The sequence below is a fragment of the Streptomyces sp. NPDC059679 genome (assembly GCF_042734105.1).
GTDB lineage: Bacteria > Actinomycetota > Actinomycetes > Streptomycetales > Streptomycetaceae > Streptomyces.
In genome coordinates this window covers 1-14331 of the sequence record NZ_JBHWES010000002.1, presented here as the reverse complement: position 1 = coordinate 14331, position 14331 = coordinate 1, and the positions used below count along the sequence as shown (strand labels likewise).

Genomic DNA, 14331 nt, shown 5'->3' with positions numbered 1-14331 from the left:
TGCCGACGTGCTCGCCGAGGCCGGGATACGAGGGCTGGCCCATCACGCGGTGGACCGGGCGGCGCAGTTGCCGCCCGGCACCACCTCCGCCTACTACCGCACCCGCCAGGCGCTGCTCACCGCCCTGGTCCGGCGCCTGGTCGCACGCGATCAGGCCGACCAGCGTCCCACCCAGTACGTACGGGTGTTGGTGAATTCGACGATGCCCGCGGCCGCCAGCTCCCGCCCGTATCCGCTCCGCTTCGTGCCGCCGAAGGGCAGCCGCGGATCCGAGGCGACGATCGCGTTGACGAAGGCCGCGCCGCTGGTCACGCGGCGGGCCAGGGCCACACCGCGGGCCGGGTCCGCCGTCCATACGCTCAGGCCGAGCCCGTACGCGGTGGCGTTCGCGAGCCGGACGGCGTCCTCGTCGTCCCGGGCGACGGCGAGGGCGGCCAGCGGGCCGAAGGTCTCCTCGTCGAAGGCGGCCATGCCCGGTCCGGTGTCCGCCAGGACGGTCCGCTCGTAGAAGTAGCCGTCGCCCGGCAGGGGGCGGCCTCCGGTGAGGAGGCGGGCCCCTGCCGCCACGGAGTCCTGGACCTGCCGGTGGATCGCCGCGCGCAGATCGTCCCGTGCCAGCGGGCCGACCTGGGTGTCCGGCTCCCGCGGGTCGCCGACCCGCAGCGCCTCGACACCGGCCACGAACGCGGAGGTGAAGGCGTCCGCCACCGACGCGCTGACGATGAACCGCTTCGCGCAGACGCAGCTCTGGCCGGAGTTGGCGAAGCGCGCCTGCACGGCGGCCGCCGCGGCCGCCCCGACATCGGCGTCGTCGAGGACCACGAAGGCGTCCGAACCACCCAGCTCCAGAACGGACTTCTTCGCCGCGCGCCCCGCCGCGGAGCCCACGGCCGCGCCCGCCCGGTCGCTGCCCGTCAAGGTCACGGCGGCGATGCGGTCGTCCTCGATGAGCCGGGCCGTGACCTCGGGCACCTCGGTCCGTGATCAGCAGCGCGGTCACCAGGTGCTCGGGGAAACCCGCCGCCACGAACAGGTCCTGGAGAGCCAGCGCGCTCCCGGTCACGTTCGACGCATGCTTCAGCAGCACGCCGTTGCCCGCCACCAGGGAGGGGATGGCGAAGCGCATGACCTGCCAGACGGGGAAGTTCCACGGCATGACCGCCAGCACAAGACCCAGGGGCTCATGGGACACCCAGGCCGCCTCGGCGGTGTCGACCTCGATGTGCTGGTCGGCGAGGATGGTCGGCCCCTGCCGCGCGTAGTACTCGGCAGTGAGCGCGGACTTCTCGACCTCGCCCTCCGCCTCCCGCACCGGTTTGCCCATCTCCGCCACGGCCAGGGAGGCGAGAGCGCCCCGGCGTTCGCGCAGCGCGTGGGCGAGGCGGGCGGCGCGGACCGCCCGTTCGGCGACCGGGACCAGCGCCCAGGCGCGGCCCGCCGTATGTGCCCGCTCCACGGCCGCCTCGACGCGCTCGGCGTCCCAACCCTCGACGGCCGATATGAGCCGGCCCGTAGCGGGGTTGACGACCTCGATGGTGGTGTCGCTCATGCGGTGGGTGCCCCTCCCTTGTCGTGCTCGGAGAGGTGCGCGAAGGTCTCGCCGGTGGCGGTGATGGTCCGGGTGACATCCCGCCCGCCGTAGACCCAGTAGATCCGCATCACACCCTCGCCCCGGTTGAAGAACCGGTGCGGCACGCCGGCCGGGACCCAGGTGGCCTGGCCGGGCTCCAGGTCGAAGAGTCCGCCGTCGATCTCCGCCGTCGCCTCGCCCTCGAGGATCAGCACCGACTCCTCGACGTTGTGGCTGTGCAGCGGGAGTCCGGTGCCCGGCTGGAATACGGTCTGGCCGGTGGTGATGAGGGCCGTGTCGGAGTTCCACTTGCCGACGTAGGGGACGGTGGCGACACCTCCGCCGCGGTCGAAGCGTTCGACCTCGTCGGGGTGGATGAGCAGGTTCGGTGGGGTGGGCTCGGTGCACATGGGGGTGGGGTTCCAATCTGGGGATACGGGGTCAGGAGTGGTGGAACAGGCGGTGGGAGAGTGTGTTGACCTGGCTTCCGGGCACCACGTACTTCGCGGCGGCCGCGCGCCAGACCGCGTAGTGCCGGGCGGAGCGGTGGGCCGCGACGGCGGCCTCGTCGTCGTAGATCTCGTGGAAGACGAAGTGGTGGTCGTCGTCGAGATCGCAGACGACGTCGAAGGAGCGGCAGCCGGGTTCGTCGTGGAAGGAGCGCTCGGCGTTCTCCTCGATGGCGGCCAGGAATTCATCGCGGCTGCCGGGGACGACCTGGAGGGATACGGTCAGCGCGATCATGCGGGGAGCTCCTTGGACGTCATGGTCGGTGTGGGCAGAGGTGCGCCGGTGGTGGCGGCGGCGCGGGTGAGGGAGCGCCAGGTGTCCTCGGCGACCGCGATGCCCTCGGTGCGCAGCCGCTCGGCGGTACGGGTCTCCGGCTCGCCCGGGACGAAGATCTCGGCCACGCCCGGCGCGGTGGGGGTGGCCTTGGTCTCCTCGATCAGCGTCTCCATCCGCCGCTCGAACTCGGCCGGTTCGGCCATCGCGCGGATGTCCAGGCAGAGCAGCAGATGGCCCACGCCGCTGCGGCCCGACGGCCGGTACGGACCGACGACCGAGCTCCCGAACGCGCTGCCGGTGAGCACCCCGGCCAGCACGTCGAACATGAACGAGATGGCGTACCCCTTATGGCCGGCCATCGGCAGGATCAGCCCCTCGACGGCCCGGCGCGGATCGGTGGTCGGCACGCCGTCGGCATCGGCCGCCCAGCCCTCGGGGATCGGCCGCCCGCGCTCCTTCGCGCAGTAGACCTTGCCGCGCGCCACGGCGGTGTTGGCGATGTCCATCACGACCGTGCCGTAGCGGCCGCCCGGCGCGGCGATCGACCAGGGGTTGGTGCCGATGCGCTTCTCCCGCCCGCCCCACGGGGCCATCGCCGGGCTGGCGTTGGTGGCGAGGACCGCGACACAGCCCTGTGCGGCGGCCTTGCGGGTGAAGTACGCGGCGGTGCCGAAGTGACCGGAGTTGCGTACGGCCACCGCGCTGATCCCGTGCTCCCGGGCCCGCTCGACGCCCTGATCCACCGCCCGGCCGGCGAGCACCTGTCCCAGCCCGTCCCGGCCGTCGACCACGAGCACCGCCCCGCCGTCACTCACGATCCGCGGGTCGGCGACCGGGGCCGTCGCGCCGGTGGCGAGGCGGTCCAGGTACCACGGCAGACGCAGCATCCCGTGGGAGGGATGTCCCCATAGCTCCGCGGTCACCAGCGTGTCCGCGAGCAGGCGGGCGTCCCCGGGCGGTACGCCATGGGCTTCGGCGGCGGCGGTGGCGAACCGGAGCAGGCCGGCGGCGCCGACGGTATGCGGCATGAGGCTTGTCCTCGCGTCAGGGGTACATAACTGTATCCAGTTCTGTATACAGCAGTGCGTACAAGGAGGCCATGGGGAGGGGCGGGGTGGAGGCGGACCCGTATCGGCGGTTCTGTTGCGACCATGCTTCGGAATGTAGTACTTCTTATACATGAGCGAGCAGGTGCACAACAGACTGGCGATGGTGCGCGCCGAGCGGAAAGTGTCGCGTCAGAGCCTGGCCGAGTCGGTAGGGGTGCATTACCAGACCATCGGCTACATCGAGCGAGGGCAGTACAACCCAAGCCTCGACCTGGCGCTGAAGATCGCGAAGTTCTTCGGCCTGCCGGTGGAGGCGCTGTTCTCCCTCGAGCCGTTCCGGCCGCTCACGGACGAGGTCTACGGGAGGAAATAGCCATGCCGACGACTCGAATGACCAACTATGACCGGCGCATGGTGCGGCTGATGAACAACCCCCAAGGGCGGCCGCTGTACGCCACGGCCGCACGCCGACGCCTGGTCGTCGCCGTACACATCACGCTCACCGCGGCCTTCGGGGCGCTGATGACCCACCTCTACCTCGCGGAATCCGAGCCGATGTGGACCATCCTCGTGATGGCGGTGCTGCTGTTGCCCTGGATGATCGCGACGGGGGTGATCAACGCCGCCACCCGCGGTCTGCTGGAACTGCGTGAACGCGTCCTGGACGAGCGGCAGTCGGCCGAGCGCAGCCGGGTCCTGGCCCGTGCCCACCGGGTGATGACCCTGCTGCTGGTCACGGCCGCGGCCGGGTTGCTGATGGCGGGTGCCGCCAGCGGCGACGCGCCCAGGGCCTATGTGGCGCCCGTGCTCATCGCCACCCTCGTCGCCCACTGGCTGATGCCGCTGTGGGTGGCCGGTCTGATGGCCCAGGACGAGCCGGCCGACGACGAGGCATTTGTGGTGACGACGGCCGACAGCATGACGTGAGCCCGCGGGGCTGTCCTACTTCGAGCACATGAGCTGCACGAGAACCTCCGCCTCGCTGTGCTCGATGTCCTTTGTCGCGGTCAGCAACGTCACAGGGCCGGTCCGGGCCTCGTCACGCAGGTGACGCAATGCCTCGGCCCGGTCCGGTTCTGTCAGCTCGGTCTTGTAGCGGCGCTTGAACTCGGTGAACTTGGAGGGCTCATGGCCGTACCAACGGCGCAGCTCATCGGATGGCGCCACCGCCTTGAGCCATTCGTCCAGGTGGGCCTTTTCTTTGGACAGGCCGCGCGGCCACAGCCGGTCCACCAGTACGCGCCTGCCGTCGGACCGTTCGGCCTGCTCGTAAACGCGGCGCGAGCGCACCTCCTGCATGGCATCGTCACCCCTTCTGGAGTCTCGATCTCGAGTATCCGACGTCCGCACCGCCGGCTGACTCGGCCCGCCATGCGATGCGGTCCTGCTTCCATTGTCAGCCGGCCGAGACGGGGCACCTGCGGTTCAGTCCGGCCGGCCCGGCCGGGCAAGCCGGCCGGGCCGGTCTGGCGGTCAGGCCGGTCAGGCGGTCAGGGCGCGGTCGGGGTGCGGAAGTAGTGGCCCTTGCCGAGGTCGTCGATGAGCCCGGGGTGGGCCGGCTGCCACCCCAGAAGCTCACGGGTCAGCACGCTCGACGTCGGGCCGTCGAGCGCGAGGACGCCCGCCAGCCAGCCGAAGTGCTCGGCCGACTCCTCGGGGGAGACGGAGACGACGGGGAGGTCGAGATGGCGCCCGATCACTTCGGCGACGGCGCGGATCCGCACGCCCTCGTCCCCGGTGGCGTGCAGCATCGATCCCGCCGGGGCCTTCTCGACCGCCAGGCGGATGAGGTGCGCCGCGTCGAATCGGTGCACGGCGGGCCAGCGCTGGGTCCCGTCGCCGATGTAGCCGGAGACGCCGCGGGTGCGGGCGATGTCGACCAGCATCGCGGTGAAGCCGCGGTCCCCCTCGCCGTACACCGTCGGGGCGAGCCGCACGACCGACGAGCGGATGTCGCGGGACGCGAAGGACAGCGTCAGCTGTGCGTTGGCGTTCCGCCCGCCGCCCAGGGGTGTCGGGTGGTTGGAGGTGCCGTCCGCTTCGGTGGCCACGCGCCCAGGTGTGAGCCCGAGCGTCCCGGCGGCGATGACCAACGGCCGCCCGGAACCCGCGAGTGCGTCGCCGAATGTCTCGATGGCGCGGCGATCCGCCTCGGCGGCCTCCTCGTAGCCCCCCGAGAAGGCGATGTCGTGCTTGAAGGCGAGGTGGATCACGCCCTCCGAGGCGACGGCCGCGCTCCGCAGGCTGTCGAAGTCATCGAGGGTGCCGCGCTGCACCTCGGCACCGGCCGCGGTGAGCGCGGCGGCCGAGGCGTCCGAGCGGGCGAGCCCGACGACCTGATGGCCGGCGCCGATGAGCTCGGGTACGACGGCGGAGCCGATCCAGCCGGAAGCGCCGGTGACGAAAACGCGCATGAGAGAGACCTCCAGTAAGGCCGACCGGTAAGTCGGCCGGTGAATCGGGTGGTGAATCGGGTGGTGAATCGGGTGGCAAGGCAGCCATCCCTGCCGCACGGCAGGGCGCGGCGACCAGGACGGACCGATAGGCGATGTCAGTCACTGTCATCGACCGTAGCACCTGATCTCATCTGATGTCATTCACTGTCATCGCGTAGGATCGGCGGCATGGGTCGATGGGAGCCGAACGCGCGCGGGCGACTAGAACAGGCGGCGCTGGAGCTCTACAGCGAGCGCGGGTTCGAGCAGACGACGGTGGCGGAGATCGCCAAGCGGGCGGGGCTCACCGAGCGGACCTTCTTCCGGCACTTCGCCGACAAGCGGGAGGTGCTGTTCGCGGGCGGCGGCCCGCTTCAGGAGCTCTTCGTGGGCGTCGTTGCCGACCTACCCGCTGACGTGGCGCCGATCGACGCGGTGGCCGCGGCCCTCGAAGCCGTCGCCGCCGCGTTCCAGGGGCGCCACGCCCACGCCCGAAAGCGCCAGGCCGTCATCGCCGCCAACGCGGAGCTCCGGGAGCGCGAGTTGATCAAACTCGCGGCCTGGTCCGCGGCGCTGACCGACACCCTGCGTCAGCGCGGCGTCGGGGACCCGGCCGCGAGTCTGATCGCCGAGGCGGGCATCGCCGTTTTCAAGGTCGCGTTCGAGTGCTGGGTCGAGGAGCCGGACCCGCGCGACCTGGCGCAACTCATCCGGGAAGCGCTCGACGAGCTGAAAGCCGCGACCGCGGGGAAGTGTCCGTCGGAGTAGGGCTCAGCGGCACGGTGGCTGAGGCACGGTGGCGCAGTGGCTGAGGCTCAGCGGCTCTGAGGCTCAGTGGTTCAGGTTCAGTGGCTCTGAGGCTCAGTGGCTCAACGGGCGATGTCCAACTGGATCTCCACGCCGGGCGCCGCGCCTTCGCCGCTCGTCAGGCTGTCGATCAGCGCCTGAAGGGTCTGCGCCAGATGGTGCCGCGAGGCCGACTCGGCCGCCTGGGCATCCCCGTGCGCGATCGCCTTCAGCATCGCGCGGTGCTCTTCCAGCGACGTCAGCATGCGCCGCGGGCCACTGTGCGACAGATGCCGCAGCCGTACGGTCTGGCTGCGCAGATCGCGGATCGTACGGGCGAGGTACGGATTGCGGCACGCGGCGATGACCGCCTGGTCGTAGCCCTCGGCCAGCACGTAGAAGTCCTGATAGCCGCGTGTCTGCCCGGCGGCGTCCAGTGCCCGGAAGGACTCCTCGAACTCGTCCAGCCGCGCCAGCAGTTCATGGAACGGAGCCAGCACGCGTTCGTCGGCCGCCCCCGAGGTGGCGACCAGGGCCGCGGCCCGGGGCTCCAGCAACATCCGGATCTCGAAGAGCGCCCGCACCCCGCCCAGCGAAATGGCGGCCACCCGCGCCACCTCGCCCGGTACGAAGTCCACCAGCCCCTCGGCGGACAGTCGGCGGATGGCCTCGCGCACAGGGGTACGGGAGGCCCCCAGCTCCTCGCCGAGTTGGACCTCGCTCAGCTTCGCCCCGGGCTTCAGGCGCAGCGACTCGATGTCCCCCTTCAGCCGCTCGTAGACGGCCTCGCTCTTGCCGGTCGCCCGGGCCATCGTGGCTCTCCTTGTCGATCCACCTGCACACCTGCCTGTATACACAGGCTACCGTCATGGCGGTGTTGGCTTGTGGCCCGGAATATCGGGCTGCCGTGGCCCGCGAGTGTTCCGGCGAATCCCGTCCGGGACGGTGTTTCCGCAGGCAATGGCTCTTTTCATCCCTCCTTGTCCCGCAATCGCCCGTGACCCTGGCGCGGCCTTCGCCGGGGTGGCGAGCCTGGGGATCGTTCGGCCGCGAGACGGCGGCTGACGGCGATCCGAAGGAGCTCAGCGCATATGAAGACGCAGATGACGCAGACGACGGAGATGAAGGCGTCGAAGCACGGACCGTGGAGGTCGCTGGCCGTCGCCACCGCGGCGACGGCGGGGCTGCTCATGGCCCCTGGAACCTCCCTCGCCGCATCGGGCCACACCGACAACGCCGCCCACACGATCGCCGCCGCCACGGGACGCAGCGACGCGTGCGGCTCGCGGGGCTGCGGAAGCGTGACCGTGACCTGGGGCGCGAAGAAGCTGACTCAGGTGAGCATGTCGGTGCGGGACACCAAGTGCGACGGCAAGCAGGTCGGCGTCCAGCTCCAAGTCCTGGGCGTCAGCGGGCAGACGTGGGGCGGTCCCGTGCACTGGAACCGGTACGACCACGCCTGCGGCAAGCCGGCTGACGCCTGGTACAACCTGCACTTCGAGGCTTCGTGGAAGATCCGGGCGATCAATGCCGTGGTCTACGTCAAGAACGGCAGCCACGGCCCGATCCTCTACCCGGGCAACAGCGCCGACAACCCGTACACATAGCAGTCAGGTGCGGCGGCCCGGGGTTCACGCGTCCCCCGGGCCATGCCGGAGCGGCACCGCTTCGACGCCGGCCCGTTCGTCTTGATCTCAACCTCACTTCACGTTTTACGTTGCTCGGGTCAGTGATCATCACGCGTAGGGAGCGCCCTCATGGAGACCCGGCACCTCTCCGACGCCGAACTCGCCGCACAGCCCGCCGCGTACTGGACCGGCGTGGCCTACGAGTCCCTGATCGCCTTCACTCGAGCCCAGCTGGCCGAGTTCGGATTCACCCAGCCCCAGTACTGGCTGCTGCGCAATCTGTCGAAGAACGACATCTCACCCGACGGCCACGGTATGACCATTGCCGAGCTCCAGCAGGCCATGAGCGGCTACCTCAGGCCCGAGGACGATCTGGAGGCCGAGGCGGAGGTTCTGCTGGAGCGCGGCTGGCTCACCCGCGACGGCGAGCGGCGGCTGTGGATCACCGAGTCCGGCGACGAGGCCCGCGCCGGACTCAAGCAGCACGCCCCGGCGATCCGCGACCGTATCCACCACGGCGTCGACGACGCCGACTACGTCACCACCCTGAAGGTCCTTCAGCGGATGATCCGCAACACCGGCGGCACCCCGGTCTAGCACCTGCTTCTGAACAAGTCCGTTGTCACAGACTGTGGTTATGGTCCCTGTCATGGATGTACGGGGGAAGCGGATCGTGCTCGCCGGACGGCGTACGGCTGCGGCAGCCGTACGGACACCGGACGGAGCCGCCGGCTTCGGCCGGACCGGCCACCGAACGGCGCCGCGACCGTCGCGACCCGCGCCCGACGAGAGGGAACCGCGCCATGACCGATCTCTTCGCCGTCTCCATCGACTCCGTCGAAGGGCGCACCCTCCGCGGCAGGGTGCACATCATCAACCCCGACGCCCCGTTCGTTCCACAGGAGGCATCCTTCCCCCTGATTCTGCTGGTGGACGCGTGGTGGCTGCTGGACGAGGGGTATCTGGCCGAGGGTTACGGTATGCCCGACCGCGAAGACCGGTACCCGCTCTCCCCGGAGCGGGGCAAGGAGATCGTGGACGGCATGCGGCTGAAGGATGAGTTCCGTGAGCTCTTCGACGCCCTCCTCGGCAAGAAGGTGCGAGTCGGCGAAGACGGGTGTCTGCTGGCGGACGACGGCAAGACCGTGCTCACCCCCAGGCGCACCGCGAAAGCCGTATACGGGGAACAGCTGACTGGTGGCGGCGGGCAGGACCAGATCTCCCGCTATGTCATGACGGAAAGAAACCCCGAGGAGTTCTACCGGCGAACCGCCGAGATCGTGACCTCCTACGAGCCGGGCCGTATCCGCAACGTGCCGCTGTGGAGTGAGATCGCGGCGTTTGAAGACCCCGACGAGCCGTGGGAAGAGGGGGACGTCGACGAGATCGCGGACCTGGAGGGCGCGGCGGATCTGTCCGACTGGCGCACATGGGTGTTCGCGGGCACCCGCCGCTTCGGGGAGTCCCTCTACGCGGACTTCACGGCAACGGTGCGAGACCCGGCCTACTTGGAGCACATGGTCGGTGGCATGCGCTGGTCGACCGCTCACACCGGCCGCGTCTAGATCACCTTCGGTAAACGCTTGCACGCCTCTTGACGTGGACGCGTCGGCTGCGCATCACTGTTAGGAATCTTTCCTATCAGTCTGCAAGGCGGGAGGACCCCTGTGCCACCCATCTCCCACAGACCGCGTCGAGCGGTCGGTGCCTTCCTCGCCGCGGCCACCGCGGCCTTAACCATCGCCCTGCCGAATCTCAGCGCGGCCCAGCCCTCCGGCACCCACCCCTCCGTGTCCCAGCCCTCCGGAGCGAAGGCCGCCGCCGCGCCCGTACGGTACGAGGCCGAGTCCGCGGTCATCTCCGAGGGCGCGGCCGAGTCCAACCACGACGGCTTCTCCGGCACCGGATTCGTCAACTTCGACAACAAGACAGGCAGCTACGTCGAGTTCACGGTGGACGCCCCGGCCGCGGGCAGCGCCACCCTCACCCTCGGCTACGCCAACGGCACCGACGCCAACCGCCCGCTGGACATCGCCGTGGGCGGCTCCCAGACGGCGGACGACCTGGCGTTCCCGTCCACCGGCGCCTGGACCACCTGGTCGTCGGTCACCACCACCGTCACTCTCAAGGCCGGTGCCAACACCATCCGCACCACCTCGGCGGCGGCCGAGGGCGGGCCCAACCTCGACTACGTCGATGTCACCGCCGCCGACGGACCGGCCGGCACGGACTACGAGGCCGAGTCCGCCCAGATCTCCCAGGGCGCGGCCGAGTCCAACCACGACGGCTACTCCGGCACCGGATTCGTCAACTTCGACGTCGTCACCGGCGCATACGTCGAGTTCACCGTCGACGCGGCACAGGCCGGCCCCGCCCGGCTCGACTTCCGCTACGCCAGCCCCTCCGCCGACCGCCCGCTCGACATCGCCGTGGGCGGCGCCACCGTCGCCGACGACCTCTCCTTCCCGGCGACCGGCGCCTGGACCACCTGGAAGACGGTCAGCGTGAACGCCACGCTCAAGGCCGGAAGCAACAAGGTCCGCGCGACCACCTCCGGCGTCGACGGCCCCAACCTCGACAAGCTGACCGTCACCCCGACCGGCCCCGCCGACACCGAGCGGCCGACCGCCCCCGCGAACCTCCGCAAGGACAAGGAGCCGACGGCCACCACCGTCTCGCTGGCCTGGGACGCGGCCACCGACAACGTGGGCGTCACCGGCTATGACATCTATCAGCACGGCCAGTTGATGAAGAAGGTCGGCCCGGACGTCCTCGCGGCGACCGTCGAAAACCTCGACCCCGAGACCTCGTACGACTGGACCGTCTTCGCGCGCGACGCGGCCGGAAACGCCTCGGAGGCATCCAACGCCGTCACCATCGCGACCCTGCCCGCCCCGCCGGACACCGAGCCGCCGACCACCCCCGGCAACCTGACCTCCCCGTCGAAGACGGCCACGACCGTCGATCTGTCCTGGGCCGCGTCCAGCGACAACGTCAAGGTCGCGGGCTACGAGATCTACCGCGACGGCGCCCTGTCCGGCACCTCCGAGACCACCTCCACCAGCGTCGCGGGCCTGACCCCGAACACCGCGTACGCGTTCAAGATCAGGGCGTACGACCTCAAGGGCAACAAGTCAGCCTTCACGCCCGAGATCACGGTGACCACCTCCGGCACCCAGCCCGGCGGCACCCCCGACCCCGGCGCGGTCAGCACCATCGCGAGCGGGGTCGACGTCGCCTGGGGCCTCGGCTTCCTGCCCGACGGCACGGGCATCTTCACCGAGCGCAACACCTTCAACGTCTACAAGCTCACCAAGTCCGGTACGAAGACCCTGGTCGGCAAGGTGCCCAACTCCCAGACCACCGGCGGCGAGGGCGGTCTGCTCGGCCTCGAGGTCTCCCCGACCTTCGCCACCGACCACTACCTCTACTTCGTCCACACCTCCAGTGAGGGCAACCGCATCGCCCGTATGACCCTGGAGAACAACACCCTCAGCGGCTACAAGGTGCTGCTCCAGGGCATGGAGAAGAGCCGCTACCACAACGGCGGCCGACTGCGCTTCGGCCCCGACGGCAAGCTGTACGCCACCATGGGCGACGCCCAGACCGAGTCGCGGGCCCAGGACCGCAACTCGCTCAACGGCAAGATCCTCCGCATCAACCCCGACGGTTCCATCCCGTCCGACAACCCCTTCGGCAACGCCGTCTGGTCGCTCGGCCACCGCAACCCGCAGGGCCTGGACTTCGACTCCAAGGGTCGCCTGTGGGAGTCCGAGTTCGGCAACAGCGTCATGGACGAGGTCAACCTCATCCAGAAGGGCGGCAACTACGGCTGGCCCAACTGCGAGGGCACCAGCGGTGACTGCTCCGGCTCCGGCTACATCGCCCCCAAGAAGACCTGGTCGACCTCCTCGGCCTCGCCCAGCGGGCTGACCATCATCAATGACCATGTCTTCGTCGCCACCACCGTGGGGAAGCGCGTCTACCGGATGCGGATCGACTCCTCGTCGAACCTCGTCGAGCAGAAGACGTACTTCCAGGGCACCTACGACCGGCTGCGTACGGTCGAGGTCGACCACGACGGTGACATCTGGCTCACCACCTCCACCGACAAGGACGGCACGGACGGCAACGACCGCATCCTGCGGATCGACATCGTCTACTCGGACGACGGCACGGCCGGTGACTTCAAGCTCAGCAGCAGCGCCTTCAACGACAACGCGGCCATCCCCACACGCCACACCTGCGCCGGGGACGGAACGGCGGGCCAGGACCCCTTGCCCCCGCTGGCCTGGGGCGCCGGAACCACCGGCGGTCGCAGCTGGGCCATCGTCTTCGCGGACGTCGCCAACGGCGGCAACAAGCTCCACTGGGCGATCTGGGACATCCCGGCGACCAAGCTGTCACTGCCCGAGGCGCTCGGGTCCGGCTTCAACGTCCCAGGCCAGGACGGCGCCAAACAGAAAGCCATGGGCAGCGGCGCGAACGCCCAGCAGTACTTCGGGCCCTGCCCCGGCGGTTCGACGCATCCGTACACCTTCACGCTGTACGCGGTGAACAGCTCGACCGTGCCCGGGATCGACTCCGGCTCCTCGATGGCCCAGATCGAAACGGCGATCAAGAACGCGAGCACGGCGAACGTGAAGCTGCGCGGCAACTCCAACGCGGGCACGTAGCCGTTGCGATGAAGTAGGGATGGCCGGAGGGGTCCTCTCCGGCCACCCCACATCGTCTGGCTGCGTGCGTTCTCGGGCGGTCGCTGGGGTTGGGTGGCGAATCCGTTCGGGAGGAGATCGGCGACCTGGGTTCCGATCCGGGTGGGGTGGTGGGCCCCGAGCGGGACGGGAGTGCCGGGCTCCGGCTTGCAGCGAGGGCAGGAGTGGCGCTCGACGTCGTGACGCGCGCCAAGGTGGCGTCAGGCGGGCTGCGGGGCGAGCGTTGCCGGAGCGGCCGCGACCTTGCGGGTCTCGTGCATCATCAGCAGGCCGTTGACCACCATCAGCGTCGCGGTCAGGCCGTGGATGCCGAGCGCGGTGGCCACGGAGCCGTGGTGGGCCAGCACGGTGGTCATGTCGCCGTACGCGGCGAGGGCCTCCACCAGCAGCGCCCAGCCCAGCGCCCGGCGGTGGCCCGTCACCAGCAGGATGCCCAGGACCAGGGCCAAGACGACGTCGCGGATTCCCTTGATGATCAGGAAGCCGCCGCCGTCGCCGGACGGCCAGCTTGGCAGGCCGAAGCCCGGCGCCGTCGTCTCCGGGCTCAGGATGAACTCCGTCCCGAACCAGAGGATGAAGAGGATGAAGGCGGCGGCCAGGACTGTGTTGATCTTCTTCAGCGACATTGTTCTTCTCCTTGCGAGTCTTCGCCGACTTGGTGAGCTTCGTGGAGCTTGCTGAGTCGTGTGAGGGCTGATCAGCCGCGCGGACGCGGCTCGGGGCGGCTTGGGTATCAGACGAGGGCGGTGACCAGCAGGGCGAAGGCGGCGACGATGACGGCGACGCGGACGTAGTGCCAGCGCTCCCAGCGGTTCAGCTGCTCTTTCCAGTCCGCGGGCCGGTTCTCGGGGGTCCACGTCTTGCCCCGGTTGTTGATCGGGACGAGCAGCAGGATCGACATGACCACGCTGAGGATCAGCAGCGCGGCGGCGGTGATGACGAGGCCGGCGCCGTCGTGGTGCCATCCGGCGACCGCCCAGACCGCGGCGAGGACGAGCGAGCCGATGTACCAGAACGGCATCACGGCGCCGAGCATCCGGCCCCCGTGGCTGTGGCCCATCTGGCTGGCGTCGTCGGGAAGGGCCTTGAGGATCGGATTCATGACGAAGGCGACAGAGAACTCCACCCCCACCATCAGGCCGACGACCACGGTGGTGACGACCTCGAGTGCGTTGAGCATGACGGCCCCTCCTGAAATCTAGCCTTGCTAGCTGACAAGGCAACGCTAGTACTACTGCTGCTTGTTTGTCTAGCGGTGCTAGGGTCGAATCATGTCGGTACAGGAACGCAAGCAGCGCGAACGGGCGGACCGCGAACGCCTCATCGTGGCGACGGCCCGCGAACTCGCCGAGCAGCAGGGCT

16 protein-coding genes and 3 pseudogenes are annotated in these 14331 nt (G+C 69.7%); 9 read left to right on the top strand and 10 right to left on the bottom strand.

All coding sequences use genetic code 11. The features are described 5' to 3' along the window. Positions 1-25: 25 nt before the first annotated feature. A pseudogene (locus tag ACFV2X_RS02660) lies at positions 26-160 on the top strand (TetR family transcriptional regulator); the annotation flags it as partial. On the opposite strand, the gene ACFV2X_RS02655 reads toward ACFV2X_RS02660, so the two are convergent. The 5 genes and pseudogenes from ACFV2X_RS02655 to ACFV2X_RS02635 all read right to left on the bottom strand — a co-directional run bounded on the left by ACFV2X_RS02655 (position 151) and on the right by ACFV2X_RS02635 (position 3384). Continuing rightward, positions 151-924 (bottom strand): aldehyde dehydrogenase family protein, encoded by a 774-nt coding sequence (locus ACFV2X_RS02655; protein WP_385611456.1) that lies wholly within the window; start codon positions 922-924, stop codon positions 151-153. The pseudogene ACFV2X_RS02660 and the gene ACFV2X_RS02655 overlap by 10 nt on opposite strands. A 124-nt stretch (positions 925-1048) precedes the next feature. After that, positions 1049-1549 (bottom strand): annotated as a pseudogene (locus ACFV2X_RS02650) (aldehyde dehydrogenase family protein); the annotation flags it as partial. Continuing rightward, positions 1546-1980 carry a cupin domain-containing protein gene (locus ACFV2X_RS02645; RefSeq protein ID WP_385610471.1) on the bottom strand — a complete coding sequence of 145 codons (435 nt, stop codon included), beginning with the start codon at positions 1978-1980 and terminating at the stop codon, positions 1546-1548. The gene ACFV2X_RS02645 and the pseudogene ACFV2X_RS02650, both read right to left, overlap by 4 nt. 31 nt (positions 1981-2011) lie before the next feature. After that, the gene (locus tag ACFV2X_RS02640) at positions 2012-2314 is read right to left on the bottom strand and encodes a putative quinol monooxygenase (protein ID WP_385610468.1); all 303 of its coding nucleotides are present in this window, start codon (positions 2312-2314) and stop codon (positions 2012-2014) included. Further along, on the bottom strand, positions 2311-3384 hold the full coding sequence (locus ACFV2X_RS02635) for an Ldh family oxidoreductase (RefSeq protein WP_385610466.1): 1074 nt from the start codon (positions 3382-3384) through the stop codon (positions 2311-2313). The genes ACFV2X_RS02640 and ACFV2X_RS02635 overlap by 4 nt, the downstream gene beginning before the upstream one ends. Positions 3385-3535: 151 nt before the next feature. On the opposite strand from ACFV2X_RS02635, the gene ACFV2X_RS02630 reads away from it, so the two are divergent. Both ACFV2X_RS02630 and ACFV2X_RS02625 read left to right on the top strand, forming a co-directional pair. Beyond that, on the top strand, positions 3536-3778 hold the full coding sequence (locus ACFV2X_RS02630; protein WP_014179785.1) for a helix-turn-helix transcriptional regulator: 243 nt from the start codon (positions 3536-3538) through the stop codon (positions 3776-3778). A 2-nt stretch (positions 3779-3780) separates the two neighbouring features. Continuing rightward, positions 3781-4332, top strand: a complete 552-nt coding sequence (locus ACFV2X_RS02625; protein ID WP_385610462.1) for a hypothetical protein — start codon at positions 3781-3783, stop codon at positions 4330-4332. Between the two features lie 15 nt (positions 4333-4347). On the opposite strand, the gene ACFV2X_RS02620 is transcribed toward ACFV2X_RS02625, so the two are convergent. Then, positions 4348-4704, bottom strand: coding sequence for a DUF488 domain-containing protein (locus ACFV2X_RS02620; protein WP_385610459.1), 357 nt, complete (start codon positions 4702-4704; stop codon positions 4348-4350). Positions 4705-4895: 191 nt separating this feature from the next. Beyond that, positions 4896-5819 (bottom strand): SDR family oxidoreductase, encoded by a 924-nt coding sequence (locus ACFV2X_RS02615; protein WP_385610456.1) that lies wholly within the window; start codon positions 5817-5819, stop codon positions 4896-4898. A gap of 210 nt (positions 5820-6029) precedes the next feature. Here ACFV2X_RS02615 and ACFV2X_RS02610 point away from each other — a divergent pair, with 210 nt between their 5' ends. Continuing rightward, the gene (locus ACFV2X_RS02610; protein WP_385610454.1) at positions 6030-6608 is read left to right on the top strand and encodes a TetR family transcriptional regulator; all 579 of its coding nucleotides are present in this window, start codon (positions 6030-6032) and stop codon (positions 6606-6608) included. 101 nt (positions 6609-6709) lie between these two features. Here the strand turns inward: ACFV2X_RS02610 and ACFV2X_RS02605 are convergent, their stop codons facing one another. After that, entirely contained in the window at positions 6710-7438 is a 729-nt protein-coding gene (locus tag ACFV2X_RS02605) for a GntR family transcriptional regulator (RefSeq protein WP_385610451.1), read from the bottom strand. Positions 7439-7717: 279 nt separating this feature from the next. On the opposite strand from ACFV2X_RS02605, the gene ACFV2X_RS02600 reads away from it, so the two are divergent. The 4 genes from ACFV2X_RS02600 to ACFV2X_RS02585 all read left to right on the top strand — a co-directional run bounded on the left by ACFV2X_RS02600 (position 7718) and on the right by ACFV2X_RS02585 (position 12930). Beyond that, on the top strand, positions 7718-8233 hold the full coding sequence (locus ACFV2X_RS02600) for a hypothetical protein (protein WP_385610448.1): 516 nt from the start codon (positions 7718-7720) through the stop codon (positions 8231-8233). 150 nt (positions 8234-8383) lie between these two features. Next, the gene (locus tag ACFV2X_RS02595; RefSeq protein WP_385610445.1) at positions 8384-8851 is read left to right on the top strand and encodes a MarR family winged helix-turn-helix transcriptional regulator; all 468 of its coding nucleotides are present in this window, start codon (positions 8384-8386) and stop codon (positions 8849-8851) included. Between the two features lie 206 nt (positions 8852-9057). Continuing rightward, entirely contained in the window at positions 9058-9819 is a 762-nt protein-coding gene (locus tag ACFV2X_RS02590; RefSeq protein ID WP_385610442.1) for a hypothetical protein, read from the top strand. 102 nt (positions 9820-9921) lie between these two features. Then, entirely contained in the window at positions 9922-12930 is a 3009-nt protein-coding gene (locus ACFV2X_RS02585; protein WP_385610439.1) for a PQQ-dependent sugar dehydrogenase, read from the top strand. 239 nt (positions 12931-13169) lie between these two features. Here ACFV2X_RS02585 and ACFV2X_RS02580 read toward each other — a convergent pair whose 3' ends face one another. Then, complete coding sequence (locus ACFV2X_RS02580) at positions 13170-13595, bottom strand: DUF4267 domain-containing protein (RefSeq protein WP_385610436.1); 426 nt, start codon at positions 13593-13595, stop codon at positions 13170-13172. A gap of 107 nt (positions 13596-13702) precedes the next feature. Continuing rightward, positions 13703-14149: an anthrone oxygenase family protein gene (locus tag ACFV2X_RS02575; RefSeq protein WP_385610433.1), complete on the bottom strand. Its 447-nt coding sequence runs from the start codon at positions 14147-14149 to the stop codon at positions 13703-13705. Positions 14150-14240: 91 nt separating this feature from the next. Between ACFV2X_RS02575 and ACFV2X_RS02570 the strand changes: the two are divergent. After that, positions 14241-14331: pseudogene (locus tag ACFV2X_RS02570) on the top strand (TetR family transcriptional regulator); the annotation flags it as partial.

Coding starts and splice junctions, on each gene's coding strand:
- ACFV2X_RS02575 (WP_385610433.1), bottom strand. CDS start 14,149: ATGCTCAACGCACTCGAGGTCGTCACCACCGTGGTCGTCGGCCTGATG.
- ACFV2X_RS02580 (WP_385610436.1), bottom strand. CDS start 13,595: ATGTCGCTGAAGAAGATCAACACAGTCCTGGCCGCCGCCTTCATCCTC.
- ACFV2X_RS02645 (WP_385610471.1), bottom strand. CDS start 1,980: ATGTGCACCGAGCCCACCCCACCGAACCTGCTCATCCACCCCGACGAG.
- ACFV2X_RS02610 (WP_385610454.1), top strand. CDS start 6,030: ATGGGTCGATGGGAGCCGAACGCGCGCGGGCGACTAGAACAGGCGGCG.
- ACFV2X_RS02590 (WP_385610442.1), top strand. CDS start 9,058: ATGACCGATCTCTTCGCCGTCTCCATCGACTCCGTCGAAGGGCGCACC.
- ACFV2X_RS02625 (WP_385610462.1), top strand. CDS start 3,781: ATGCCGACGACTCGAATGACCAACTATGACCGGCGCATGGTGCGGCTG.
- ACFV2X_RS02615 (WP_385610456.1), bottom strand. CDS start 5,819: ATGCGCGTTTTCGTCACCGGCGCTTCCGGCTGGATCGGCTCCGCCGTC.
- ACFV2X_RS02600 (WP_385610448.1), top strand. CDS start 7,718: ATGAAGACGCAGATGACGCAGACGACGGAGATGAAGGCGTCGAAGCAC.
- ACFV2X_RS02605 (WP_385610451.1), bottom strand. CDS start 7,438: ATGGCCCGGGCGACCGGCAAGAGCGAGGCCGTCTACGAGCGGCTGAAG.
- ACFV2X_RS02595 (WP_385610445.1), top strand. CDS start 8,384: ATGGAGACCCGGCACCTCTCCGACGCCGAACTCGCCGCACAGCCCGCC.
- ACFV2X_RS02635 (WP_385610466.1), bottom strand. CDS start 3,384: ATGCCGCATACCGTCGGCGCCGCCGGCCTGCTCCGGTTCGCCACCGCC.
- ACFV2X_RS02630 (WP_014179785.1), top strand. CDS start 3,536: ATGAGCGAGCAGGTGCACAACAGACTGGCGATGGTGCGCGCCGAGCGG.
- ACFV2X_RS02620 (WP_385610459.1), bottom strand. CDS start 4,704: ATGCAGGAGGTGCGCTCGCGCCGCGTTTACGAGCAGGCCGAACGGTCC.
- ACFV2X_RS02640 (WP_385610468.1), bottom strand. CDS start 2,314: ATGATCGCGCTGACCGTATCCCTCCAGGTCGTCCCCGGCAGCCGCGAT.